General features: G+C 35.4%; 30 protein-coding genes and 1 riboswitch. Of the genes, 4 read left to right on the forward strand and 26 right to left on the reverse strand.

All coding sequences use genetic code 11. The features are described 5' to 3' along the window. Nucleotides 1-74 precede the first annotated feature (74 nt). From AC3WVA_RS15970 to AC3WVA_RS16005, 8 genes are all read right to left on the reverse strand, one after another. Nucleotides 75-788, reverse strand: a complete 714-nt coding sequence (locus AC3WVA_RS15970) for a YphF family lipoprotein (protein WP_098521191.1) — start codon at nucleotides 786-788, stop codon at nucleotides 75-77. A 64-nt stretch (nucleotides 789-852) separates the two neighbouring features. After that, on the reverse strand, nucleotides 853-1,056 hold the full coding sequence (locus tag AC3WVA_RS15975; protein WP_001288997.1) for a DUF2768 domain-containing protein: 204 nt from the start codon (nucleotides 1,054-1,056) through the stop codon (nucleotides 853-855). Between the two features lie 268 nt (nucleotides 1,057-1,324). Further along, nucleotides 1,325-1,576 (reverse strand): stage VI sporulation protein F, encoded by a 252-nt coding sequence (locus AC3WVA_RS15980; RefSeq protein ID WP_000369753.1) that lies wholly within the window; start codon nucleotides 1,574-1,576, stop codon nucleotides 1,325-1,327. 115 nt (nucleotides 1,577-1,691) lie between these two features. Further along, on the reverse strand, nucleotides 1,692-2,714 hold the full coding sequence (locus tag AC3WVA_RS15985) for an NAD(P)H-dependent glycerol-3-phosphate dehydrogenase (RefSeq protein WP_029440681.1): 1,023 nt from the start codon (nucleotides 2,712-2,714) through the stop codon (nucleotides 1,692-1,694). An 18-nt stretch (nucleotides 2,715-2,732) separates the two neighbouring features. Continuing rightward, on the reverse strand, nucleotides 2,733-4,043 hold the full coding sequence (gene der, locus AC3WVA_RS15990; protein ID WP_098521192.1) for a ribosome biogenesis GTPase Der: 1,311 nt from the start codon (nucleotides 4,041-4,043) through the stop codon (nucleotides 2,733-2,735). A gap of 124 nt (nucleotides 4,044-4,167) precedes the next feature. After that, nucleotides 4,168-4,353 (reverse strand): capping complex subunit for YIEGIA, encoded by a 186-nt coding sequence (locus AC3WVA_RS15995; RefSeq protein WP_061677809.1) that lies wholly within the window; start codon nucleotides 4,351-4,353, stop codon nucleotides 4,168-4,170. Next, nucleotides 4,350-5,243: a YIEGIA family protein gene (locus AC3WVA_RS16000; RefSeq protein WP_098521194.1), complete on the reverse strand. Its 894-nt coding sequence runs from the start codon at nucleotides 5,241-5,243 to the stop codon at nucleotides 4,350-4,352. The genes AC3WVA_RS15995 and AC3WVA_RS16000 overlap by 4 nt, the downstream gene beginning before the upstream one ends. Beyond that, nucleotides 5,236-5,847, reverse strand: coding sequence for a YphA family membrane protein (locus tag AC3WVA_RS16005; RefSeq protein WP_098521195.1), 612 nt, complete (start codon nucleotides 5,845-5,847; stop codon nucleotides 5,236-5,238). The genes AC3WVA_RS16000 and AC3WVA_RS16005 overlap by 8 nt, the downstream gene beginning before the upstream one ends. A gap of 116 nt (nucleotides 5,848-5,963) precedes the next feature. On the opposite strand from AC3WVA_RS16005, the gene AC3WVA_RS16010 reads away from it, so the two are divergent. After that, nucleotides 5,964-6,098, forward strand: a complete 135-nt coding sequence (locus AC3WVA_RS16010) for a YpzI family protein (RefSeq protein WP_000513900.1) — start codon at nucleotides 5,964-5,966, stop codon at nucleotides 6,096-6,098. Between the two features lie 308 nt (nucleotides 6,099-6,406). Here AC3WVA_RS16010 and AC3WVA_RS16015 read toward each other — a convergent pair whose 3' ends face one another. The 4 genes from AC3WVA_RS16015 to AC3WVA_RS16030 all read right to left on the reverse strand — a co-directional run bounded on the left by AC3WVA_RS16015 (nucleotide 6,407) and on the right by AC3WVA_RS16030 (nucleotide 9,930). Continuing rightward, nucleotides 6,407-7,456, reverse strand: a complete 1,050-nt coding sequence (locus tag AC3WVA_RS16015) for a type 2 isopentenyl-diphosphate Delta-isomerase (RefSeq protein WP_048527021.1) — start codon at nucleotides 7,454-7,456, stop codon at nucleotides 6,407-6,409. Nucleotides 7,457-7,468: 12 nt separating this feature from the next. Next, nucleotides 7,469-8,617 (reverse strand): 30S ribosomal protein S1, encoded by a 1,149-nt coding sequence (gene rpsA / locus AC3WVA_RS16020; protein WP_098345125.1) that lies wholly within the window; start codon nucleotides 8,615-8,617, stop codon nucleotides 7,469-7,471. A gap of 333 nt (nucleotides 8,618-8,950) precedes the next feature. After that, nucleotides 8,951-9,628, reverse strand: a complete 678-nt coding sequence (gene cmk, locus AC3WVA_RS16025) for a (d)CMP kinase (RefSeq protein WP_048527017.1) — start codon at nucleotides 9,626-9,628, stop codon at nucleotides 8,951-8,953. A 128-nt stretch (nucleotides 9,629-9,756) separates the two neighbouring features. Beyond that, a complete protein-coding gene (locus tag AC3WVA_RS16030; protein WP_048527016.1) occupies nucleotides 9,757-9,930 on the reverse strand; it encodes a DUF5359 family protein in 174 nt (57 codons plus the stop codon). Between the two features lie 180 nt (nucleotides 9,931-10,110). Between AC3WVA_RS16030 and ansA the strand changes: the two genes are divergently transcribed. Then, the gene (gene ansA, locus AC3WVA_RS16035) at nucleotides 10,111-11,085 is read left to right on the forward strand and encodes an asparaginase (protein WP_071757508.1); all 975 of its coding nucleotides are present in this window, start codon (nucleotides 10,111-10,113) and stop codon (nucleotides 11,083-11,085) included. Nucleotides 11,086-11,122: 37 nt separating this feature from the next. On the opposite strand, the gene AC3WVA_RS16040 is transcribed toward ansA, so the two are convergent. The 12 genes from AC3WVA_RS16040 to AC3WVA_RS16095 form a co-directional block, all read right to left on the reverse strand. Further along, a complete protein-coding gene (locus AC3WVA_RS16040) occupies nucleotides 11,123-12,103 on the reverse strand; it encodes a YpdA family putative bacillithiol disulfide reductase (protein WP_098881517.1) in 981 nt (326 codons plus the stop codon). A 109-nt stretch (nucleotides 12,104-12,212) separates the two neighbouring features. Beyond that, nucleotides 12,213-12,743: a peptidoglycan recognition protein family protein gene (locus tag AC3WVA_RS16045; protein WP_048527012.1), complete on the reverse strand. Its 531-nt coding sequence runs from the start codon at nucleotides 12,741-12,743 to the stop codon at nucleotides 12,213-12,215. A 79-nt stretch (nucleotides 12,744-12,822) separates the two neighbouring features. Further along, nucleotides 12,823-13,059 (reverse strand): DUF3961 domain-containing protein, encoded by a 237-nt coding sequence (locus AC3WVA_RS16050; protein WP_001983018.1) that lies wholly within the window; start codon nucleotides 13,057-13,059, stop codon nucleotides 12,823-12,825. Between the two features lie 92 nt (nucleotides 13,060-13,151). Further along, nucleotides 13,152-13,361, reverse strand: coding sequence for a hypothetical protein (locus AC3WVA_RS16055; protein WP_098881518.1), 210 nt, complete (start codon nucleotides 13,359-13,361; stop codon nucleotides 13,152-13,154). A gap of 79 nt (nucleotides 13,362-13,440) precedes the next feature. Continuing rightward, nucleotides 13,441-14,727, reverse strand: coding sequence for an NAD-specific glutamate dehydrogenase (gudB, locus tag AC3WVA_RS16060; protein ID WP_048527007.1), 1,287 nt, complete (start codon nucleotides 14,725-14,727; stop codon nucleotides 13,441-13,443). A gap of 266 nt (nucleotides 14,728-14,993) precedes the next feature. After that, nucleotides 14,994-15,602 carry a genetic competence negative regulator gene (locus tag AC3WVA_RS16065; protein ID WP_048527005.1) on the reverse strand — a complete coding sequence of 203 codons (609 nt, stop codon included), beginning with the start codon at nucleotides 15,600-15,602 and terminating at the stop codon, nucleotides 14,994-14,996. Nucleotides 15,603-15,679: 77 nt separating this feature from the next. After that, a complete protein-coding gene (locus tag AC3WVA_RS16070) occupies nucleotides 15,680-16,543 on the reverse strand; it encodes a MerR family transcriptional regulator (protein WP_048527003.1) in 864 nt (287 codons plus the stop codon). Then, a complete protein-coding gene (locus AC3WVA_RS16075) occupies nucleotides 16,543-17,319 on the reverse strand; it encodes a metallophosphoesterase (protein ID WP_098881519.1) in 777 nt (258 codons plus the stop codon). The genes AC3WVA_RS16070 and AC3WVA_RS16075 overlap by 1 nt, the downstream gene beginning before the upstream one ends. A 58-nt stretch (nucleotides 17,320-17,377) precedes the next feature. Then, the gene (locus AC3WVA_RS16080; protein ID WP_048526998.1) at nucleotides 17,378-17,857 is read right to left on the reverse strand and encodes a LysM peptidoglycan-binding domain-containing protein; all 480 of its coding nucleotides are present in this window, start codon (nucleotides 17,855-17,857) and stop codon (nucleotides 17,378-17,380) included. Between the two features lie 22 nt (nucleotides 17,858-17,879). Next, a complete protein-coding gene (locus AC3WVA_RS16085; RefSeq protein WP_048526996.1) occupies nucleotides 17,880-18,443 on the reverse strand; it encodes a CPBP family intramembrane glutamic endopeptidase in 564 nt (187 codons plus the stop codon). Next, nucleotides 18,443-19,972, reverse strand: coding sequence for a RecQ family ATP-dependent DNA helicase (locus AC3WVA_RS16090; RefSeq protein WP_341013724.1), 1,530 nt, complete (start codon nucleotides 19,970-19,972; stop codon nucleotides 18,443-18,445). Before AC3WVA_RS16090 ends, AC3WVA_RS16085 begins: the two co-directional genes overlap by 1 nt. Beyond that, nucleotides 19,962-21,023, reverse strand: a complete 1,062-nt coding sequence (locus tag AC3WVA_RS16095; protein WP_048526992.1) for a YpbB family protein — start codon at nucleotides 21,021-21,023, stop codon at nucleotides 19,962-19,964. The genes AC3WVA_RS16090 and AC3WVA_RS16095 overlap by 11 nt, the downstream gene beginning before the upstream one ends. Nucleotides 21,024-21,318: 295 nt before the next feature. On the opposite strand from AC3WVA_RS16095, the gene AC3WVA_RS16100 reads away from it, so the two are divergent. Further along, nucleotides 21,319-21,567 (forward strand): ferredoxin, encoded by a 249-nt coding sequence (locus AC3WVA_RS16100; RefSeq protein ID WP_001151996.1) that lies wholly within the window; start codon nucleotides 21,319-21,321, stop codon nucleotides 21,565-21,567. Nucleotides 21,568-21,689: 122 nt separating this feature from the next. Here AC3WVA_RS16100 and AC3WVA_RS16105 read toward each other — a convergent pair whose 3' ends face one another. Further along, on the reverse strand, nucleotides 21,690-22,268 hold the full coding sequence (locus tag AC3WVA_RS16105; RefSeq protein WP_071757511.1) for an ECF transporter S component: 579 nt from the start codon (nucleotides 22,266-22,268) through the stop codon (nucleotides 21,690-21,692). 162 nt (nucleotides 22,269-22,430) lie between these two features. After that, nucleotides 22,431-22,570: riboswitch (FMN riboswitch) on the reverse strand. Between the two features lie 245 nt (nucleotides 22,571-22,815). On the opposite strand from AC3WVA_RS16105, the gene AC3WVA_RS16110 reads away from it, so the two are divergent. Further along, the gene (locus AC3WVA_RS16110; RefSeq protein WP_088315214.1) at nucleotides 22,816-23,502 is read left to right on the forward strand and encodes a hypothetical protein; all 687 of its coding nucleotides are present in this window, start codon (nucleotides 22,816-22,818) and stop codon (nucleotides 23,500-23,502) included. Between the two features lie 56 nt (nucleotides 23,503-23,558). Here AC3WVA_RS16110 and AC3WVA_RS16115 read toward each other — a convergent pair. Continuing rightward, on the reverse strand, nucleotides 23,559-23,654 hold a 96-nt coding region (locus AC3WVA_RS16115; protein WP_133963995.1), incomplete at its 5' end, for an IS3 family transposase.

Genomic DNA, 23,654 nt, shown 5'->3' on the forward strand with positions numbered 1-23,654 from the left:
TGTTTGCATCGCAAGTTGTGTAACATAAAAAACCTTTCTTCTAGAACTTATTCACTAAAAGAAAGGTTCATGACTTATGATTTTAAAAAAATTGGTTCTCCATCCTTTACCGTATACGGCAAAGAATACGCAGGTACAAATGGAGAATCTTTCGAAAGTATATTCCTAATATCTTCTCCCTCCTTAAATTGCCCTTCATTTTTTTTCAACGCTTCATATAAATCGATTCTATAATCAACAAAAATCTCTCCTTTTTCATTGATTACAAACGGAAGCCCTTTACCAGAATACGGACTTGTCACTTGCGGTACATCTTTATATCCTAGTTTTTTGAAATCTAATTCATACACTCCATCTGAAATTACCTTTTTAAAAGGTGGATATTGATGTTCATCTCGATACATCCGAAGCTTTAAAGATAATTCCTGAATTTGTTCAGCCATCCTAACATCAATTAACTTTACTGTCGGGTTTGTTTCAACGTCTATTAATACGTATTGATAGACTCCTCCGCTTTCATACGCGTTCCCTGGCGCTTCTTGTATGTAACGCGGAGCAATCTTTTGAAAATCGATTGGATACTTTTGATAAATAGGCGTATTCATATCCCGCGTCTTAATTGGCAATATCCCACTATTTTGCTCCTTAAATGTCGCAACAGCTTTTTGAACGACCTGTAGCTGATCTTCATAAGGGACAGCATTTTGTTTCATATTTTCTTTCGGATACAGACATCCTGTTAAAAGGCTGATACAACAAAATATTAAAATAATATGGATTTTTTTCACTAGTAACCACCTTTTCATACTAATATAACTTGCTCCGTATGTAGTATTTTCGAGACCATCCCCTTTACTGCTGTACAGGCCCACTAAATACAACAAGAAATATAACAATTCCTGATACAACCATAAGGGTGTAGGCTACCAAAGCTGTAATCCCTTTCAAAATTTTATTCTTTATTTTATATCTGCTTAGCAAAATAAAACTTACTGCAAAAAACATAAATCCAATTGCCCCTAATGCAAACCACATTTTTATAAGCCCTTCCGACATATACACACCCCTTTTTATTAATCTATTTTTATACTATTTTAACAAATTAAAATCTTTAAACAAATATAAAAAGAACATTTTACTACAAATTGCGAATGTGTAACTGTAATCAATACGTTTTTCAGTATTTTCCACTAGTCTCCATAAACATAAAAACCGAAGCGAGTGTATCCTCTCGCTTCGGTTGACCAAATATGCCCAAAACAGCTCTATTCCCATACTTTCATGGCTATCATATGCAATCTACAAACTCTTTGTTTCTCATATTTTATTTTTTAAACATTTTGCTTAACGAGCCAAAATCTGCTGGCATATTATTGTTAATAATCGCTTTTACAATTTGATCCTCTTGTTCTTTTGGCACTTCACGTCCTGCCATAAGAGCGACTTGATGAATCAATTGGCGAAGCACAGTCTCATCACGTAAATTCGCATTTTGTACAGATGATGCTAATTTAAAAATATCTTCTTTATTCACTTTCGCTTCTTTTTCAATGTTATTAAAAATGTTATTATCCATTCTTTTCACCCTCTCCTCAAGTTACTCTTCATCCTATGCAAAAATAAAAAAATGGTGAAAAGACCCAAAAAAATAAAAAGCGACAGAAGTACAATTGTACTCCTGTCGCTTTTCTTTACAGTAAGTCAGGTATAGCTTCTACTTCGTGTTTTCGAACACGTCCCATTAATGAGCCTACTGCATCTTTTACATTATTCCCATTAAATAGCACGTCATATAAAGCAGCTGTAATCGGCATTTCCACTTCCATTTTCTCTGCCAATTCATGAGCAGCTTTCGTTGTTCTTACACCTTCTACAACCATACCCATACTTTCTAACACTTCTTCTAAAGAGTGTCCTTTTCCAAGCATATTTCCAGCACGCCAATTTCGGCTATGGACACTTGTACAAGTTACAATTAAGTCACCCATACCAGTTAGACCAGCAAACGTTAACGGATTTCCACCCATTTTTCTTCCTAAACGAGCAATCTCCGTTAAACCACGCGTCATTAATGCCGCTTTCGCATTATCACCTAATCCAAGTCCATCAGTTATCCCCGCAGCTAATGCGATAATATTTTTTAACGCACCACCAAGTTCAACTCCAACGATATCTGGATTTGTGTATACACGGAAGTAACTATTCATAAACAAGTCTTGTACTTCCTCAGCCGCTTCCATACGCTTCGCCGCTGATGTAACCGTCGTCTCTTGACGTAAACCAACTTCTTCAGCATGACTCGGTCCAGACAGTACAACAACGTCTTTAATTAAGTTCTCTGGAATTTCTTCCTCAATCACTTCCGAAATACGTTTTGACGTACCAGGTTCAATTCCTTTACTTGCATGAATCCAAGTAGTCGGACCCGCTACATATTTCTTCATGTCTTGCAATACTTCCCTGTACGCTTTCGTTGGTACTACAAGAAGTACTACATTTACATCTACTAATGCTTCTTCTAAAGAAGAGTAGGCTACGATTGTGCTTGGCAATGTAATTCCTGGAAGGTATCGACTATTCTCATGTTTTGTATTAATCTCATCCATAAGTTCAGAACGATTTCCCCAAATACGTACATCATGCCCATTGTCAGCTAATACCATCGCTAACGCTGTTCCCCAGCTACCTGCTCCAACTACTGTGATTTTTGTCATAAAATCACATCCTCTCCATTAGTCTCTTGCTCTAGCGATAATGTGAATCGGCGTTCCTACAAAGCCAAATGATTCACGTAAACGATTCTTTAAGAAGCGCTCATATGAGAAGTGCAATAATTCTGGATCGTTTACAAACACAACAAATGTTGGTGGTTTTACCGCAACTTGTGTTGCATAGAAAATCTTCAGACGACTACCGTTATGTGTTGGCGTTGGGTTCATCGCTACCGCATCCATAATTACATCATTTAATACATTCGTTTGAATACGGATACTGTGACTCTCATTTACCTCATCGATAACTGGAATTAACGTTTGTGTACGTTTTCTCGTTTTCGCAGATAAGAACACAATCGGTGCGTACTCTAAAAATTGGAAGTGAGCACGGATGTTTTCTTCAAATGCTTTCATTGTTTTCTCATCTTTTTTCACTGCGTCCCATTTGTTTACAACGATAACGACAGCTCGCCCTGATTCATGAGCGTATCCAGCGATTTTTTTATCTTGTTCAATAATTCCTTCTTCACCATCTAAAACGACTAAAACAACGTCAGAACGTTCAATCGCTCTTAATGCACGAAGTACACTATACTTTTCTGTACTTTCATACACTTTCCCTTTTTTACGCATACCAGCTGTATCGATAATTACATAATCTTTTCCGTCTTTGCTATATGGTGTATCGACAGCATCACGAGTTGTTCCTGCTACATTACTAACAATTACACGTTCTTGACCAAGAAGAGCATTTACAAGTGATGATTTCCCTACGTTTGGACGTCCAATTAAAGAGAAACGAATTGTATCTTCATCATATCCGTCTTCTTCAATCTTTGGAAAATGCTGTGCAGCTTCGTCTAATAAGTCACCTAATCCTAATCCGTGTGTACCTGAAATTGGGAATGGCTCACCAAATCCTAATGCATAGAAATCATAAATGTCACTGCGCATTTCTGGATTGTCCACTTTATTTACTGCAAGTACAACTGGTTTATTTGAACGATATAGTATTTTCGCAACTTCTTCATCAGCTGCTGTTACACCGTCACGACCATTTGTCATAAAAATGATAACATCTGCTTCATCAATCGCTACTTCAGCTTGTTGACGAATTTGTGTCAAAAATGGCTCGTCTCCAATATCAATTCCACCTGTATCAATAATGTTAAATTCATGATTTAACCATTCTCCAGCGCTATAAATACGATCGCGCGTTACACCTGGAATATCTTCTACGATTGAAACTCTCTCTCCAACAATTCTATTGAAAATAGTAGATTTCCCTACGTTCGGGCGGCCTACTATTGCTATTACTGGTTTCGGCATATACTTTCATCCTTTCAAATTGCTTCTGTTTATTATGTAAAAAACCCTTCTTTGTGCAAGAAGGGATTTGCATTCCAGAATATTTCTCAACGTATCAAAACACCTCACATTATAACACACGTTGCTAATGTTTCACAATAATATATACATTCTCTTGTAAGCGATGCGCAATACCATCTAAAATTGCCTCTAAATTATTTGCAACAAATTCTAACTCCTCTGTCGATTCACAAGTAAACAAAGGGGCACCACCAGCAAATTTCTCCGGCGCTGTTGTAATAACTGCGAGAATTACACTTTCTAACATCATCCCTCATCTCCCCTTCCTTTCGGGGCTTCCGATGACATATGAACAGCACTTTCTAACGTTGGCACATTCCCTATGACACCTATCGCTTTCTCCGCATCTTGATCTTGCGGCAAGACAAAGATTCCGACTCTTCCATCCTCTAAATCACGCTTCGCTAACGGTACAAGCGCCGGCGTACCAGAATCTCTATAAATTCCTAAAGCAACAGAAACATCATGTAAAATCGCCTGTCGTTGTCCTAAGTTGGAGATTGTCACCATCGCATCAATTGTTTTCGGCTTTAAAATAAAACCCATTCCATATTTCATAATTTCCTCTTGTCTTGCTGGCAATCCAATATTCATAATGTAAATATTATCAATATACAGCCCTGCTCCTTCAAAACGAAGTGGAACATGCTCGATATCAACAAGATCATGTAACCTTCTGCCAGACATTAATTTTTTCGCGATAAAAAATGCGATGATAGCCATAATTACTCCAGCAATCCATGAACGGAACCCTATATACGCAAACGTCGTCGCAAACGACGTTAACATCGCCAAATAGTTGCGACTTTCAAAAACTAATGCAATTCCTTCAATGTATGTATTTCCACGCGGTACGAGCTCATAACCATCTAATTGTTGCAATGTATTTCTTTCCATATTACGCACATCACGAAACTGTGTTGCTGCTAACGTAAGAAACGTAATGGCAGAAAAATCTTTTTTCAAAATGGACGGAATTGCAATCGCTCCTAAAGCGGCTGCAATTAACCCCATCGCAATGTGAATAATTTTCCCATGGAGCCTCGTCGGATATTGCCGCGTATCCGTCCGGAGCATTAGCACTCTCGTTACTGTCCCCGCTATTACGCCGCATAAAATGGCCGGTGTATATTCAGTCATGTATTACCCTCGCCTTTCTTTTACGTGTTTTTCTCTTGAACTGTTCCATATATATTGATGCTTTTGCAATCCAAAACAAAATTGCCATGAACAATGTAGAAACGGCGACGATATCAAAAAACGCTAAACTTCCGTAATCATAAGGGAAATGTAACTTTCGAAAAATAAGTTTCACTAACAATTCTCCCTGTAACATTCCTATATAAAGAGAACATAATCGTAATATGCGATCCTCATGTAATAAAACCGATGCATACACAAGGGCGCTGCTTAACAAAAACAACCTGTCCACCACAATCCAAATTGGATCATATACTTCTAACAAATGAAAACTTGTATATAACATTGCAATAATAAGTGCCGAAAGTAAGCTATATATTTTTTTCCAAATAGAATAGAGCGTGATTCCTATAAAAGCAACAATACAAAGCAAAAGTGCATTTACTGATACCGTAAATGAAGCAATCGTTACATGTAACGGAGAACAAATAATAAAAATCAATATACAAGCGCTTATTTTCCACCGAATAGAGTCCTTTTTCATAAAAAATGTTACGACGATCCACCCTATCCAAGCTACAAAATAAAAAGTACTCCCTTCCATCATTTCACCTCCTATGTTTTCCATTATGGGAACTTTTTATGAAAGTTAATCCACTTTCTTCGCGCATAGTTTTTTCATATAACAGCAACACTTTTAATAAGGAGGTGCTATTCATTATGGGTAAAGATCGTCAAGAACGAAAACTAAGAGAATCACGCCGCGTTGAATCTGACCGTGACCAATCACTACAATATCCGGGTGCTACTGGACTGGATACACCAGAGCAAGCTCGCAAACAGAATCAGCACTAATGCATACAAAAAGACGGTTTCGATAATGTACGAAACCGTCTTTTACATATTTCTTTATAATTTATATTTATATCGAAATAACATTTCCTATAAAAAACTTTCTACGTTTTATTTTTATCTACGCCCTTTTATTTTGATACAATTAAGCCTCCTTCAATGAATCAATAGCATATTTTTCAGTCGCAACTTTCACAAGATACTGTTTACATATAGGAATATTTTCATTTTTCTAGAATATCAATTCCATTCCTCACTTTATATTACTAAAACGATTAGAAAACAAAAAAACCAACCAAACGGTTGATTTTTTATCTTCTACTATAATGCGCTGTATCAATACCACGTTGCGTTAACCAATGATATGTTTCGCCCTTTACAACAAGAGGTACAGATTGCAACTCTTCTATCGTCTTCGCACCGAGAGCTGTCATAATAAATTTCAAATCTGTATGTAAAAGGTTAATTTCATCCACTAACTTCTCGATACCATCTTGCATTAAAATGCGTAAAAAGTATCCAGCAAACGCAGTTGTATTCGCCCCTAATGCGATTGCTTTCGCTACGTCAAGCGCTGTTTGTATACCCCCAGATGCAATATAAGAGAGGTTATTATTTGTAGAGGTTGCTTCAATAATCGAGGTAGCTGTTTGTATGCCCCAGTTATTAAAATAAGAGAGCATTCGCTGTCTTCTTTCATTTTCAACAGCAGCAAAATTCGTACCACCTTGTCCGCCAATATCAATTGCCGTTACACCCACGCTCGCTAACTGTTGCATTGTTTCCTTACTCATCCCAAATCCAACTTCTTTCACAATGACAGGAACTTTACTATTTAAAACAATTTTCTCAATGCGCTGAAGTACACCAGTAAAGTCACGGTCTCCTTCTGGCATCGTTAACTCTTGTATGACATTTAAATGAATTTGCAATGCATTTGCTTCAATCATATCAACGGCACGCTCTGCCTGTTCAATAGTTGCCTCACTACCTAAATTAGCAAAGAAAATACCATTCGGATTTACCTTTCTGATAATCTTATAAGAAGCAGCCTCACTTTCATCTTTTAACGCCGCCATTTGCGAACCTACAGCCATAGCAAGGTTATGATGTTTTGCTACATATGCTAATTGTTCATTAATATGTAACGTTTTCTCTCCTCCACCACCAGTCATCGCATTGATAAAAATCGGCGAACTTAGTGAAAGTTCGCCGATTTTTGTTTCACATGTTATTGTGTCATAATTTGAATTTGGCAAGCTTTGATGCACAAAATCAATATCATGAAAGCCATGCGTACGAGACTGACCAGTAGAAAGAGCGTATTCAATATGATCTAATTTACGTTTTGCCCTTACCACTTGTACCCCTCTTTATTTCTTTAATTTTTTCAGTTGTTCACCAATAATATCACTTAATTGGAAAGTAGCAGAATCTGCATTTGGCTCATACTGACTGTAATCTTCAATTACATTATTTTCCTCAAGCGCTTCTTTTATACTTAAAGAAATACGTTTCTCTGCTACATGGACTTCAAGCACTTTCACTTTTACTTCTTGTCCCATTTCCAATACTTCATTTGGATTTTTCACGTGACGATTTGCAATTTGAGATACGTGCACAAGACCTTCAACGCCAGGTAAAACTTCAACGAATGCACCGAATGTAACAAGACGTTTTACGATTCCATCACGAATATCTCCAGCTTTTAGTTCGCCAGCAACATTTTCCCACGGTCCTGGTTGAGCTGCTTTAATTGATAAAGAAATACGTTGTGTATCAGCATCAACAGATAATACCTTCACCTTTACCTTTTGACCTTGCTCTAATACTTCAGAAGGTTGCTCTACACGTTCGTGTGAAATTTGTGAAATATGAACTAAACCGTCCACACCACCAACATTAACGAAAGCACCAAAATCAGTTAATCGTTGTACTGTTCCTTCAACAACGTCTCCTTCTTTTAATGAAGAGATTGCTTCTTTTTTCTTAGAGTCTAGTTCTAATTCTACTACCGCTTTATGTGAAAGAATCACACGATTTTTTTCGCGGTCTAATTCAACAATTTTCACAGCTAGTGTTTTGCCTTTATAGTCAGTAAAATCTTCTACATAATGTACTTCTACAAGTGAAGCTGGGATAAAACCACGAACACCAAGGTCCACAACTAATCCACCATTCACAATATCTTTTACAGTAACATCAAACACATGACCAGAAGTGAATTTTTCTTGTAATTCTACCCATGCTTTTTCTGCATCAACAGCACGTTTAGATAAGACAAGATCTTCTTCTTCTAATTTAATAACCTTTAATTCTAGTGTTTGATCTAATTCTACAACATCGCTTGCTTTTTCAATATGAACGTTAGCTAATTCACTAATTGGAATTACGCCATCTGTTTTGTATCCAACATTTACAAGCACTTGTTTCTCTTCAACTTTCGTTACAGAACCTGTAACAACGTCACCAACTTGTAATTCTTTTGAATCCATAACTTCTTCATTCATTTTCTCTACCATGGAAATACCTCCCTACAGAATTGACAAAGCATTTTTTATGTATATACGAAATGAAAACAATTGTTTTCATTTGCATGTTTAAGAATTTATCATTACATACTCAGGCTTCATACATTTCACTAGAAAATATATTAAACCTATATAAATAGTATACAGCAAAATCATCTTGAAGAAAGTATGTTTTGAAATATAATAGCGAATATATTCTGAAAGTTTTATCTCTCTTTTACTAACTTCTTACAAATTCGATCATTTGTCAAGGAAAGAGACTCACAATTCACGTATCCTTTACATTTCTATACAAACAAAAAAGAAAGAGGCTATCCCCTTTCTTTATTTCGCAAATACTCCTGAAACAATACTCATAATTTTTTGGACAACTTCTTCAATTGATAAAGAAGTTGTATCTAATTCCAATGCATCATCAGCCTTTTTCAGAGGAGAAACTTCGCGTTCTGAATCTAATTTATCACGCTGAGCAATTTCTTCTTTTAACTGCTCTAAATTAGAATCGAAACCTTTATTCATATTTTCTAAATGTCTTCTTTCTGCTCTTTCTTCAACAGAAGCAAGCATAAAAATCTTCACTTCAGCATCTGGTAACACATGTGTACCGATATCACGGCCATCCATTACAACGCCGCCTTTTTCCGCTAACTCTTGTTGACGGCGTACCATTTCTTCACGAACAAGTCGATGTTTTGCCACAATCGATACTCGATTCGTCACCTCTGGTGTACGAATTACTTCCGAAACATCTTGTCCATTTAAAAATACAAGTTGTGTATTTTCTCCTTGCTGAAACTCAATTTTCACATTTTTTACAACTTCCATTAACTGCTCTTCATTTTCAATATCCACTTTTTGCTCAAGGGCTGCATATGTAATTGTACGATACATTGCGCCTGTATCAATATAAACGTAAGAAAGCTTCTTCGCTACAACTTTCGCAACTGTACTTTTTCCAGCTGCTGCTGGACCATCTATAGCAATTGAAATTTGTTTATCCATTGTAACACCTCATTTTTTCACTTATAAAACAAAACGAAAAGCAGGTATGCTCCTGCTTCTTCTCATTCGCTTCAAGTCATTAAATCCTCAATTATTGTAGCATAATCCTTCATAGAAGAAAATGAAAACTACCTATTCACCTGTAAGATTTCTGCTTTGTTTTTTACCATGACACCTTCATAATATACAATTTTAGATAAATATTTAACTGATGACTTATGTATAAATAACAATTGCACAACAGAAAGACAAATGAATTGTATTATTAATATACGAATAAGAATTCTCTCCATCTTTTTCAACGTAATAGCTCCCTCCTATACTATATTTGCACATTTCGTTTCGTGATTTTATACATCGTACATATAGCAGTTAATTTTATTGTCATTTTCGAGGCATACTTTTATACATTTCCATTGTCGAATTTACTCAAAACATGTTATGTTCTAAATGTATTTTTTTACTTGAAAGGGGTATAAGCATTGAAAAGAATCCTAGTTTTACACACAGGTGGAACAATTGCAATGGAGGAAGACAAAGAAACTGGGGTCGTACAACCAGGTGAAAAAAATCCTCTTTTAAAATTTATTCCTGATTTAGAAGGCGATGTTGATTTAATCGTTGAAGATGTGTTCCATCTACCATCTCCCCATATGACACCGAGCGAAATGTTACAGTTACAAGTCATCATTGATGAAAGAGTAAAACAAGACAACATTCATGGCGTAGTCATTACGCATGGTACGGATACATTAGAAGAAACTGCCTATTTCTTAGATTTAACAGTACAAGCAACTATTCCGATCGTTGTGACAGGCGCAATGCGCTCTAGCAATGAATTAGGTGCTGACGGTCTATATAACTTCTTATCAGCTGTAAAAGTCGCTAGCAGTAATGAAGCCGCAGAAAAAGGCGTTTTAGTCGTATTAAACGACGAAATTCATTGCGCTACAAATGTAACGAAAACACATACAAGTAATGTAGCAACATTCCAAAGTCCACAATATGGACCAATTGGTATGGTAACAAAACGTGGTGTTGTATTCCATCATGCTTTAGTACATCACGAAACATATTCAGTAAAAAAGGTTTCTAAAAATGTAGTCGTTCTAAAAGCGTACGCTGGTATGGACGATACATTGTTAGCAGCAATTGAAAATCTTCCTGTAGACGGGATTGTTATTGAAGCACTTGGACAAGGTAATTTACCCCCAAGAACACTTCCTAGTCTAGAACGATTAATAAATAAAGGCATTCCTGTCGTATTAGTTTCTCGCTGTTTCAACGGCATCGTTCAAGATGTATATTCATATGAAGGTGGCGGCAAACAATTAAAAGATATGGGGATTGTATTCACATACGGTTTAAATGCTCAAAAAGCACGTATTAAATTATTAGTTGCACTAGAGAATACGACTTCACATGAAACAATCCAAAATATGTTTATGCACGATTAAAAAAGAAGCTGTCGAAGTTTATTTCGACAGCTTCTTTTTACATTTCTCTTGTTGCAACGGTTTGCGCAATCGCATCCCCATGAAATCGACCATTCTCAATAAATATTTCATTTGCATTATTTCCAGCAGCAATTACACCTGCAATGAAAATATTTTCAGCGTTTGTTTCCATCGTATCCTCTGCATAAATCGGACGTCCTGTCTCTTCATCAATTCGAACACCCATCTTCGTTAAGAAGCTATGATCAGGATGGTAACCAGTCATCGCAAATACAAAATCATTTTGGATTGTATTTGCCTCACCATCCACTGTATACGTTAACGTATGTTCAGTAATTTCTTTCACATGAGCCCCGAAATGCATGTGAATTGTGCCATTTCGTACTAATGCCTCAAACTCCGGCAAAATCCACGGCTTTATACTTGGTGAATACTCACTTCCGCGATATAGTACCGTTACACGCGCACCTGCTTTAACAAGTTCTAACGCGGCATCTACACTCGAGTTTTTTCCACCTATAACTACTACATCTCGATCAAAATAAGGATGTCCCTCTTTAAAATAGTGAGCTACTTTCTTCAATTCCTCACCTGGAACATTCATATAATTTGGATTGTCATAATATCCAGTTGCTACAACAACATACTTCGCTATATATATTTCTTTACTTCCGTCACGCTTTGTTGTCTCAACATGAAAAACTTCTCCATCTTTTTGAACTTTCTCCACTCGCTCAAAAGCATTTACACGTACAGATTTACGCTTTACTACTTCACGATAATACGCAAGCGCTTGATTTCGAACTGGTTTACGATTTTCCGTAATAAAAGCTACATCACCAATTTCTAATTTTTCACTAGAAGAGAAAAATGTTTGATGAGTTGGATAATTGTAAATCGCATTTACAATGTTTCCTTTTTCAATTACTAACGGATTTATCCCTACCTTTTGCAACGAAATTGCTGCTGCTAATCCGCACGGACCGCCTCCAATTATGATAGCTGTTTCTTTCTGCATACCCGGCTCACTCCTAGTCTTCTACCAATACACTATTTATAAAAACAAGAAAAAACCTACTTACAGCAGTAGGCACCTATCTTTATTGTATTCATTTTTCATATATTTGTCATCTAAACGAAACGTACATCCGATAGACATCTGCTAAAAACTGCTGAAATTTAATACCTTGTTTCCCTAATACATTTTCAGGATCAATCTTTCTAGCTGGGTCAAGTGTTTTATGTGATACGATAGCTTTTTTCGGATTTAAGCCGAAATTTTGACATAAATACGCATGATACCACGTAAAACGAGTATATGCTTCCCAAAAGTTAACATCACCGCCATAACAAAGTTCCACTCCAATGGCCGCCTTATTCGCATCATAACCATATAAGTCATTATCCGTCGACACACCGTATCGAACATGGTAGGCCACTTCATTTATAGGAATAATTTCTAATATTGTTTTGTCATCTATAAATGTATGTGCCGAAGCTTTCGGTTGTATTTCATTAAAATAATCCCGATTCCCTATCGCATTGCTACCAGGATTACCCGTATCATGACTTACAATAAATCTGACTTTAGAAAGAGGGATTCCCGGTCGTGAACTTCCATATCCAATATAATTACGTTCTATAGGAAACATCGCCATTACTACCAACTCCCGCTTCAGAAGATTACCTTACTTCTTTATATATGTATTCGGTAGCAATGCCCTTATAGCATATTTCTTACGCGAAGAGAAAATCGAAAATATTTGATGTGAACACCATAAATAATAAAATACTTACAGCAACGCCATAAAAACCGTAAAACCAAACACAATCTTCTTTCGTATCTAAACCGAAAAATTTATTTACTGATTGTAATAATGTGCCGCGCTTACTTTGTTTGTTTCTTAATACTTCCACTCGCTCTACAACATCCGCTGGCATCATAAATCTTTGGTCTACTGTCATTTTCATCATTTATCTCTCCTTAAAATCATTTCCGTTTTGTTTATCTAAGGAAAGTATAGCACGTTTGTTCGTGTAGAACAAGCGTTCTTTTGTTTTTCTTTTTATTTTTCAGCAAACGAAGTAAGAATCGTGATTACAAAGACGATAATCGGCCCTACTACAACCGCACCAAATATTAAAAACAGCAGTCCTTCCCCGAACACCCGAACGATACTTGTTTTTTCGGATTTCGTCGTTCTCGCGAGTTCTCCCTCTAACCTCTTAACCTTTTCTTCTAGTTGTTCTACTCGTTCCATCATTTCATTTTCCATATACAACACCTCACTCTAATACTTCAACAAAAAAAACGTGATTCCCTCGAAAGGAATCACGTTTTCTCACATTATAATATTATACCCAACCTCTGAAGCGACTTGCTTCAGCCATCTTACGAACACCGACCATGTACGCAGCTAAACGCATGTTCACTTTACGAACTTGTGCTGTTTCATAAATAGAATCAAATGATCTTACCATTACTTTTTCTAAACGTTGTTCTACTTCTTCTTCAGTCCAGTAGTAACCTTGGTTATTTTGTACCCACTCAAAGTAAGATACTGTTACACCACCAGCACTTGCTAATACATCTGGAACAAGTAAAATGCCGCGATCAGTTAAAATTTTAGTTGCTTCTAATGTTGTTGGACCATTTGCAGCTTCAACAACGATTTTCGCTTTAATATTATTAGCATTTTCTTCTGTAATTTGGTTCTCAATTGCAGCTGGAACTAAAATATCGCAATCAAGTTCTAACAATTCTTTATTTGAAATTGTATTATTAAATAATTTTGTTACTGTACCGAAGCTATCGCGACGGTCTAATAAATAATCAATATCTAATCCGTTTGGATCATGCAATGCACCGTAAGCATCTGAGATTGCAATAACTTTCGCACCTGCATCATGCATAAATTTAGCTAAAAAGCTACCAGCATTACCGAATCCTTGAACAACAACGCGTGCACCTTTAATATCAATGTCGCGTTTTTTTGCAGCTTCGCGAATACAAATTGTTACCCCTTTCGCTGTTGCTGTTTCACGTCCATGTGATCCACCTAATACAAGTGGTTTACCTGTAATAAATCCTGGTGAGTTAAATTCATCAATACGGCTATACTCATCCATCATCCACGCCATAATTTGAGAGTTTGTGAATACATCTGGAGCTGGAATATCTTTCGTCGGTCCTACGATTTGGCTAATTGCTCGTACATAACCGCGGCTTAATCTTTCTAACTCACGGAATGACATTTCACGTGGGTCACAGATAATTCCACCTTTACCTCCACCATATGGTAAATCAACGATACCACATTTTAAACTCATCCAGATTGAAAGTGCTTTCACTTCATTTTCTGTTACATTCGGATGGAAGCGAATTCCACCTTTCGTTGGACCAACAGCATCATTATGTTGTGCACGATATCCTGTAAATATTTTAACAGTCCCGTCATCCATACGAACTGGTATTTTCACTGTCATCATACGAACTGGTTCTTTTAATAATTCATATACTTCGTTTGGATAACCCAATTTTTCTAACGCTTCACTGATAACAATTTGTGTTGAATTCAATAGTTCAAAATGTTGTTCCCTTTGTTGTTGTGTTTTTGTTTGAGTTCCCTTTTCGGCTACCATAGTAAGTAAACCCCCTGTAATTTCACTTGTTTAGTAAACCTTCATTGCCTAGTATACACCGTTAAATTTGGAATGCAATAGAAAACGCTAACAAATATATACAAACTATTTTCTGTTGCAAGCGTTTTCACTATCATTATAGTCCTTTTATCGCTTTTAGAAAAGTAAAATACTTAAATATTTAAATATTTTTTATTTTACTTACATACAGCAATTTGAATAGATACATTTAAGTAAATGAAAAAGAAAACCTTAGCTATATTTTATTAGCTAAGGTTTTCTTTTTTCACAAAGTAATTGTGTATTTGTTCAATTGCTTGAGAATCCATTAATTCTTTGCCATATTCCATTAGGCGATAAATAGTTGCCGTAGACGGATTACCATATTCCGCTAAAATAGCTATAAAATCTGCCTTCAGTAATTGAATTTGCTCCTCTTCTTCCATCCAAAGATAGAAGCGTCCATCCCACGTATATAATTTTCCGCCAGTTACATCAAGGTTATATAAACGATTCGACAGGTTAATTACGTCATCTAGTGTAGCAAACTCATAAAGTATATGCTCGCTTTCATCTAGAGTCACTTGCATTTCAATAAACTCGTCACGGAACTCATCATCTGTATCAACTTCTTGATGTTCTTTCGTTACAATTACGACCATTCCTTGCGCTTGTAGAGAAAATACTTCAACTGCAATCGGACCATCCGCTTCAAATCCTAATTCCTTATTTGCTTCTTGCATCATATCACGAAATAATTGCTGTACTTTCGGTGCATTTCTCCACAAATCTTCTTTCGTTAATCCTCGTTCAGATAAATCATCAAATGTTAAGAAAATTTTTATTTTATTGTAATTTAATCGTTCCAGCCTCATCTCATACCCTCCCTACGTAACCAATGAATATAATTTTTATTATATGAAATAGAAAATAGATGGTTCTTTTCGAACAACTATTCTAACATTTTTAACCAATCATCCCATTCTTCTTTCGTATCACCAATTAGGTTTGTTTGAATGTTCAACTGATCTCGAGCACTTATTTCTCCTATAACCCCAACAGAAAAGGTCTCATTTTTTCCTTGTAATACATTTACGTTCTTAAGTTCTCGTCCATTATCAAAAGAGACTACTACATATGTAGGTTGTATTTGCTCAACAGCTAATAAAATACGATCTTCTGCTAAGCTTGACCTAATATATATCACCTCATATCCTTTTAATCGTAAGTACGTTGAGAAAACAAACCCTTTCAACATATTATTTTCCAACACAACAACTTTGTGTATAGAAGAAAACGATGATGCATTATGATACACCATCCCTAGACGAGTTTGTAAAAATGATACAACATATTGGAACTGCACCATTGTAACTTCATTATTATTTTTTAACTTTAACAATTTATTTGACACTTGAAGAACAATACTTGCTATAACTTTTTCTGTTGCATAAATACTAAAAGCCTCGTTTAACAATGCAGAAGTTGTAATTTCATCAAATTTTAACAAAGCTTGTAGTAAATCGTCCACTAAAACAACTTCTCTATCGTAATGTATTTCTTTTTGAACATCGCTCTGCAAACGATTCCCTTCTAATAATTGAACTGCTTGTCCAATCATCATGCCGGAAGAAACCTTGTCCATTAACCATTTCAAAATTTGAACATGCTCTTCTGTATATAATCGATGCCCCGCATGATTCCGCTTTGGGGCAATAATTTGATATCGTCTTTCCCACGCACGAAGCGTACTCGGCTGAATTCCAATTATATTCGAAACAGCTTTTATGTTATATTTTCCGTTTAGAGTTGGCATCATTTCCCTCCCTGTAACGTAATAATATGTGTTTGAGCAGGTGCTCGGAAACGAAATGGAATCAACGTTGTTCCATAGCCATTACTAACAAAAAGAGTCACATTTGAATGCTTATATACGCCACCTTTTAAATATTTTTCAGATGGGAATAATCGTATTTGTCCTCCATGTGTATGTCCACTTAACACAAGGGAGATTTGTTCTTTTCCAGACATTTTATTTATTATATCAGGGTTGTGGCTAATTAATATGCGAAAACCATCTTCTTTACAATCAGCCAACGCTAAATCTAAACGATCACGTTTCATCCCAACATCATCTACACCAAGTAAACAAATTTTCTCTCCTAATTCAGACTCAAATACAACTCTTGTATTATCTAAAACTTTCACATTATTTTCTAATAACAAAGCATCTAATTCATGATATTCAATCTCATAATCATTATTTCCCCATACAAAGTATACAGGAGCTATCGCTCTTAACTTTTGTATATTTGCAGAGATTTGCGATAAAGGGACACCTTTTTCCGCTAAATCACCACCAATAATTACAAGATCTACTTTTCCTTTTACTTGTTCAATTAACGAATTTGAAATGACCCTTCTATGAATATCAGATATAAAAAATACATTTACTTTTTGAAAACTTTTCGGAAACTCTTCAAATATTAAAGTATGTTCTAGCACCGTATCACGCATTGCTTCTCTATACATGACAAGAAGAAATATAATACCAATACATATGAAAGTACTTAATAAGATAATCCATATCATATATTTTTTACGCCCTTCCTCATAAAGATAATCCTCAGTTTTTATAGTAAGTGTTTTACTAACTCTCTTGTTTTGTGGACTTATCTTTTATCGGAATTTTTAATTCTTGACCTACATTCACTTCATCTTCTTGTAAGTCATTATACTTTTTAATTACTTCGATCCCAGTTTCATCTGAAAAATATTGCTTCGCTATACTTTCTAAAGTTTCTCCCTCTTTCACCGTATGCGTTACGATCTTCTCAGAAGATGCTTCGGAATCAGATTTAGCTGAATCAAAGAAAATGACCTCAAATGCACTTTTCCCAGCGTTATTACCATCGCTTTTCACCTGAATATATTTATCTGTATACCATAAAATACTAATTGGTAGTAATATGAATAGAAATGTTAAAACTCGGACGAAAATATGATTCATTTTAAACTTTTGTTTGTTCTCTTTATTTCTATGAATTTCACTACGCGGCGGTAAACCTTCTTTTTCTTCCACTCGCTCAACTTCTAATTCCTCTTCAAAGTCAGGAATTCGTTTTCTCATGTTGTTCACCACCACCTTCCATTTATTTTCTTAATTGGAGTCCCATTATAAAATCTACAAGAAAGTGTGCAAAGATTGTTATAAACAAATTTCCTGTCCATTCAAATACATAACCAAAGACAAAACTAATGAAACAGACGAAACAAAACAAAAACGGCTTTTTTATATATCGAATATGTAACACTGCAAATACTAAACTCGCTATTACAATTCCAAAGTGCGTCTGCACTACACCTCTAAATAAAAATTCTTCTGCAAAGCCGATAACGAACGTAATAACGAGTAGATGCATAATTGACATCCCTTGAAACATCCTATCGTTAATACCACCATCATCAAACCAAGACTCTGGAAATACTCGCATCGCAACATAATCTAATAAGACAATACCAATCGCTAACAAGCCACCTATTATAAGTATAGACATCGGTTCCCATTTCCACAGATTATACACCGATTTTATATCTCGAAATAATATATATGCTAGTAAACAACCGATACCGATAATAATGAACTGTGTGATATACAGATTTAGCCTTATTTCTTTCGGACTCATATCTTCAATATTATGCCTTTGAATGTTCATCATTCCCCCATCTTTTCTAGACCGAAAAGCTTTTGTAACTCTGTTTCCCAATTATAGTCGAAATCCGATTGTTGCGCTTGTCTTTTTTTATAATCTGTTTTTGTAATATGACAATAGTCACAGCAATTCTGCAACTCGTCCTCTTTTCTATAACCGAACTGTTGTAGCAAATATTCACGTCTACATCCTTTCACTTGTATCCATGATTTCATGTTTTCTAGCTCACTATATTTATTACGCAGTCTTATTTCTACTTCAGCTATTAATCTGTTCATAATTTCATCTGACAAGCTCTCTAATATTAATTTTCGCTGTTGTATGATTCCAAGCCGCTCTAGATGATAGCGGATAAAACGCCAATATTGTTCATTAAATCTTGCTGCATTATAACAAATTTCTTCTACCTCTTCTATTGGTAATTCTTTCGTTTGAAACATTCTTTCTTGTAGTAATGAGAATAAAAATTGTATTTGTGACTGACTCGGCAATTCGTCTTCAATGATTGAAATTGGCAAATCGTGATCTAACGGACTACATAGTAAGATAGCTATACTCGGTTCACCATCTCTTCCAGCTCTTCCGATTTCTTGCAAATAAGAAGCTATATTAGTCGGATAATGGAAATGAATAATATATCTCGTATTCGACTTATTTACTCCCATACCAAAAGCACTTGTACATATTACTAGCTGCAACTGGTCATTCATAAACTGCTGTTGAATTAACATACGCTCTTCATGTTCCATACCACCATGATAGAAAGCGACACCAGTCACGCCTTTCCCCCTTAAATATTCCGTTAAACGTTCTGTCCACGCTCTGCTTGAACAATATACAATCCCTGGCCCTTGTAAATACATCACCTGGTCCAAAAGCGCTTCTTTCTTCTCTTCTATCGTCTCTACAAATTGTACTTCCATTGCAATATTTGGACGATCAATAGAGTATACATGCTGCGTCACATTCTTCAAATCTAGACTCTCTGCTATATCTCGAAGTACATCTTTCGTCGCCGTTGCAGTTAATGCTAGCACCGTAGGAGACCCGATATTTTCAATGACTACATTTAGTTTTTTATAATCCGGTCTAAAATCATACCCCCACTGCGAAATACAATGGGCCTCATCCACAACAAATAATGAAATATGAACTTTCTTCAATTCTCTTATTAACAATTCCGACTGTAACATCTCTGGCGAAACAAAAATAAATTTATATGAAGCTAATTTTTTCATCGCTTCTCTTTTTTCATGTAATGTCCGAAAACTATTAAATGCTATCACTCGGTTTTTCACAACATATTTTAATTGTGTAACTTGATCTTCCATCAAAGATAATAATGGTGATACAACAAGTACTGTTCCTTCTTGCATGAGCCCCGGAAGTTGATAGCACATTGACTTCCCTCTTCCGGTTGGAAGCATCGCTATAACATCTTTTCCTTCCAATAAATCTGTAATTACCCCTTTTTGACCTGAACGAAATTCAGAATATCCAAACCACCTATATAAATATTCCTCAAGTTTCATTTATACCCTCCATCCGCGCCAATACAAGACGAACTTCAAAATAAGAAATATCCTCTCCAACCGCTTGTTTCAACTCACGCAACTTACGTGTTTGTAATGTATCAATTACTTTTGTTACTTTATCTATCTTGTCTTTTTCCATAAACATCTCAATAGAAAAATCTCTTTCTCGCAAAGCAATTTCAACAAAATGATCTTCTATTGTTGCAACCTTTAAATTTCTAATTGTCGCTATTTCTTCTAAAGAGCGCCCTTGCCTCCAAAAATTATATGTTTTTTTCGTTGATAAACTAAATAATTCAGCTCTCTCATTTGGATAAGAGATAATCTCACCTAATAATGGAAATTCATTTTCTTTATCTCGAACTTCTTGTATAAGGAAATGAATTGTACCCCAAAATAAAAAGTACACCCTGAATATATCTTGTTTCGTAATTTCCGCTAACTGCTGCAATGTACAACCGATACGTTCATATCCTGTTAATCTATATGTTACAATCATCGCTTCTATCACATCACATTTACATAAAAGATTATGTATTTCTTTCCATAATCTTTTCGCCAATTCACTTCGCCTATACGGCATACTTGTTAAAAAACGTTTCACCCACACCATTATTTCTGTATCTTGTTGAATAGGAATAAACTTCGTATTATTCTGTTGTAAATTAGATATAGTTTGAATAATTAAAGATAATCTTTTCCAAAATGTTTCACCTAATTCACCATAGTGCAAACCATGTAAATGCGCTGGAAAAGCATACCCTTCCTCCCATGTATGTAACTGCATTTTACCTTTAGGGGTTAACAAATATGTATTTTCATGTATCTCTTGAATCCAATCCGCTTGCAATAACTTTGCAACTTCACGATCATATTCAGTTCTATTTAACGATTTATATATTCCAAACAAAAAAGAAATTCGGAACATATTTCCATCTTGTAACGTTTGCGAAGAACGTTTTCCCTTTAATAAATAATAAATAGAAGAAACGGTTCTTTCACCATTCAATTGTTTTAAACAATACAATAAAGTATATTGTAGTTGCATTACCGCTTCCACCCTTCAATCTAACTTAATTGCTTTTCGTATAATACCCATCTACCTTCACTCATTAAACTTATCATATCGGCAATATATACTTGTATATATTCTATTGTACCAAACGAAATAACATTTACGTATTTTGAAAATCTTATGACATAATGCAAAAATTAGTTGACACTCTAATTGATAAGGATTATCATTATAATTTTATGTTGAAAAGTTTTAAAAACCGTTTTACAATAAGGTTATAATTTTTATGGCGAGCTTTTCACATACATATTATCAGGAGGGAAAAAAGATGGCAAAATATACAATCGTTGATAAAGATACTTGTATCGCATGTGGTGCTTGTGGCGCTGCTGCACCAGACATTTATGACTATGATGATGAAGGTATTGCATTCGTAACATTAGACGATAACCAAGGTATCGTTGAAATTCCAGATGTATTACTTGAAGATATGATGGATGCATTCGAAGGTTGTCCAACTGACTCAATCAAAGTTGCTGACGAATCATTCGACGGCGATGCTTTAAAATTCGAATAGTCTTTTATTAACTTCAAAAAATACCCCTCATTCATTTGAGGGGTATTTTTTGTTTTCCATTTTCATTCTACTCAATAAAAAACCATTAGTAGTTCCACACTACTAATGGTTTTATTTTACATTTATGCATTTTTCATTTTTGCAAACACCCACACTTTCAGGCGTGAGAATAACGCTACAAATACAATTGTCACAACAATTCCTTTAATCAAATTAAACGGTAAGATTGCAGTTACAACCGTCGTTCTTATAGCTTCGCTAGACATAGCTGGTGAATTTAAAAACCAAGTGTAAGCTGGGAATATGATGATGTAATTTAATACACTCATAATGAGCGCCATTGTAATTGTCCCTAGCATTAATCCTGTCGTTAAACCTTTAACAGTACGATACTTTCTAAATAAGAATGCTGCTGGTCCAATAAATAAACATCCTGCAATAAAGTTAGCAATTTCTCCAACTGGTACTCCCGTTAAACTCCCTTGAATTCCGTAATGTAAAATATTCTTTATCGCCTCTACAATTATCCCCGCAACTGGCCCGAAAATAATCGCAGCAATTAGAGCTGGTACATCACTAAAATCAATTTTTAAAAATGGCGGAAGCCCTGGGAACGGGAAGTCCAACATCATCAGTAAATATGCAATACTACTTAGCATCGCTACACTCACCATCTGCACTACACTGTTTTTTTGTTTCATCTTTCTCTCTCCTTTTCCATCGATCATCTCATGGAAAGTGGAAAGGTTCTGCTATGCCTACTTTTTCATAGAACGAAAAAACCCTTTGTGTTTTACACAAAGGGAGAATTTAAGGCACATCAAACAGACGTTCAAATCCATATCTTTTTTGAACGCTTGAACCTCCATCTTCTCCCATCCAGACTATACTGTCGGCTTTGGAATCACACCAAATCCTGCCTTAACGGCTCGCGGGCTTAGAACAAAATCACATATAGTTCATCACCGCCGGTCGGGATTTTCACCCTGCCCCGAAGATAGACCGATATTCTATTTTCCATTTCATTATACAACAACATGATCGTATTGTGAACAAAAAAAGCGTAACTTATTAAAAATAAGTTATTAATTTTATACAATCGAAACAATTCATTATATTTTACAATACACTCCATATTTTTTAGTATTCGGCATTTCTCCTATGAATCCCCTAGTCATATATAATTAAAAGTGATAAGATGTTGAATTGTTAAGATAAGAACATTTTCTGGATTATGGAGGAAATGTCATGAAGAAAGAAAAGAGACACTCTATTCGAGAAGCAATGAAAAAAAACTTACGAAAAGAATACTTTTACTTAAAAAAAGAATTACTTTTCTACTGTCCAATTGATTTAGGCACATTCTCAAGCGAGACATACTATGCTGCTTTCGATGAGGATGGCATCAGTATTTATCAGTATGATAAAAAAACAGAAAGTAAATTAAAATTATGTGAGCGTCATCCGTGGAAGAGTTGGAATAAAGTGAAGGTGGATCATTATTTAACAACTTCTCAATTTATTTTCCAAGGGGAGCGAAACTGGATATTATCCCTTTTCCAAAAAGGAAAAGAAGCTCAAAAAATAATCGAAGAGCACACATCTTTACAAACTGAAGTTGTTTCCCGCTCTTTCTTAAAAAAACTTCCAGGTTTTCGTTCTAATACAGCATTGAATAAATACATCGGCAGCATTTGTTACACTGCACTTATTGCATTTTTATTAAAATGGATGATTCCATTTCAAGCACCACAAATCGCCCTGTATTCCATTTCAATCGGTTGTATGCTTCTTGGTTTACTTTGTTTGACAATCGGTTTAATTGAACCGACTATTGTACTGTTTCGAACAAATGAAAAAACAAGAACGAAAGTATTTTACTTATATAGCTACTTAGCTATTTCTGGATTTATATGTGTCTTTATTTTTTGGTAAAAAAAGAGCTAGTTGTGAACTGAAGTGACCCCTAAAAGTTAGACACGGTTATTTCATTAGGCAGCTTGATAAAAGTGAGTCCGGTATTGTACCGGGCTCATTTTTAATTTTGCCTTAATCCGTTTCGTATTATAATAATCTATATATTTTTC

The organism is Bacillus sp. EB106-04-02-XG92, from assembly GCF_058791995.1.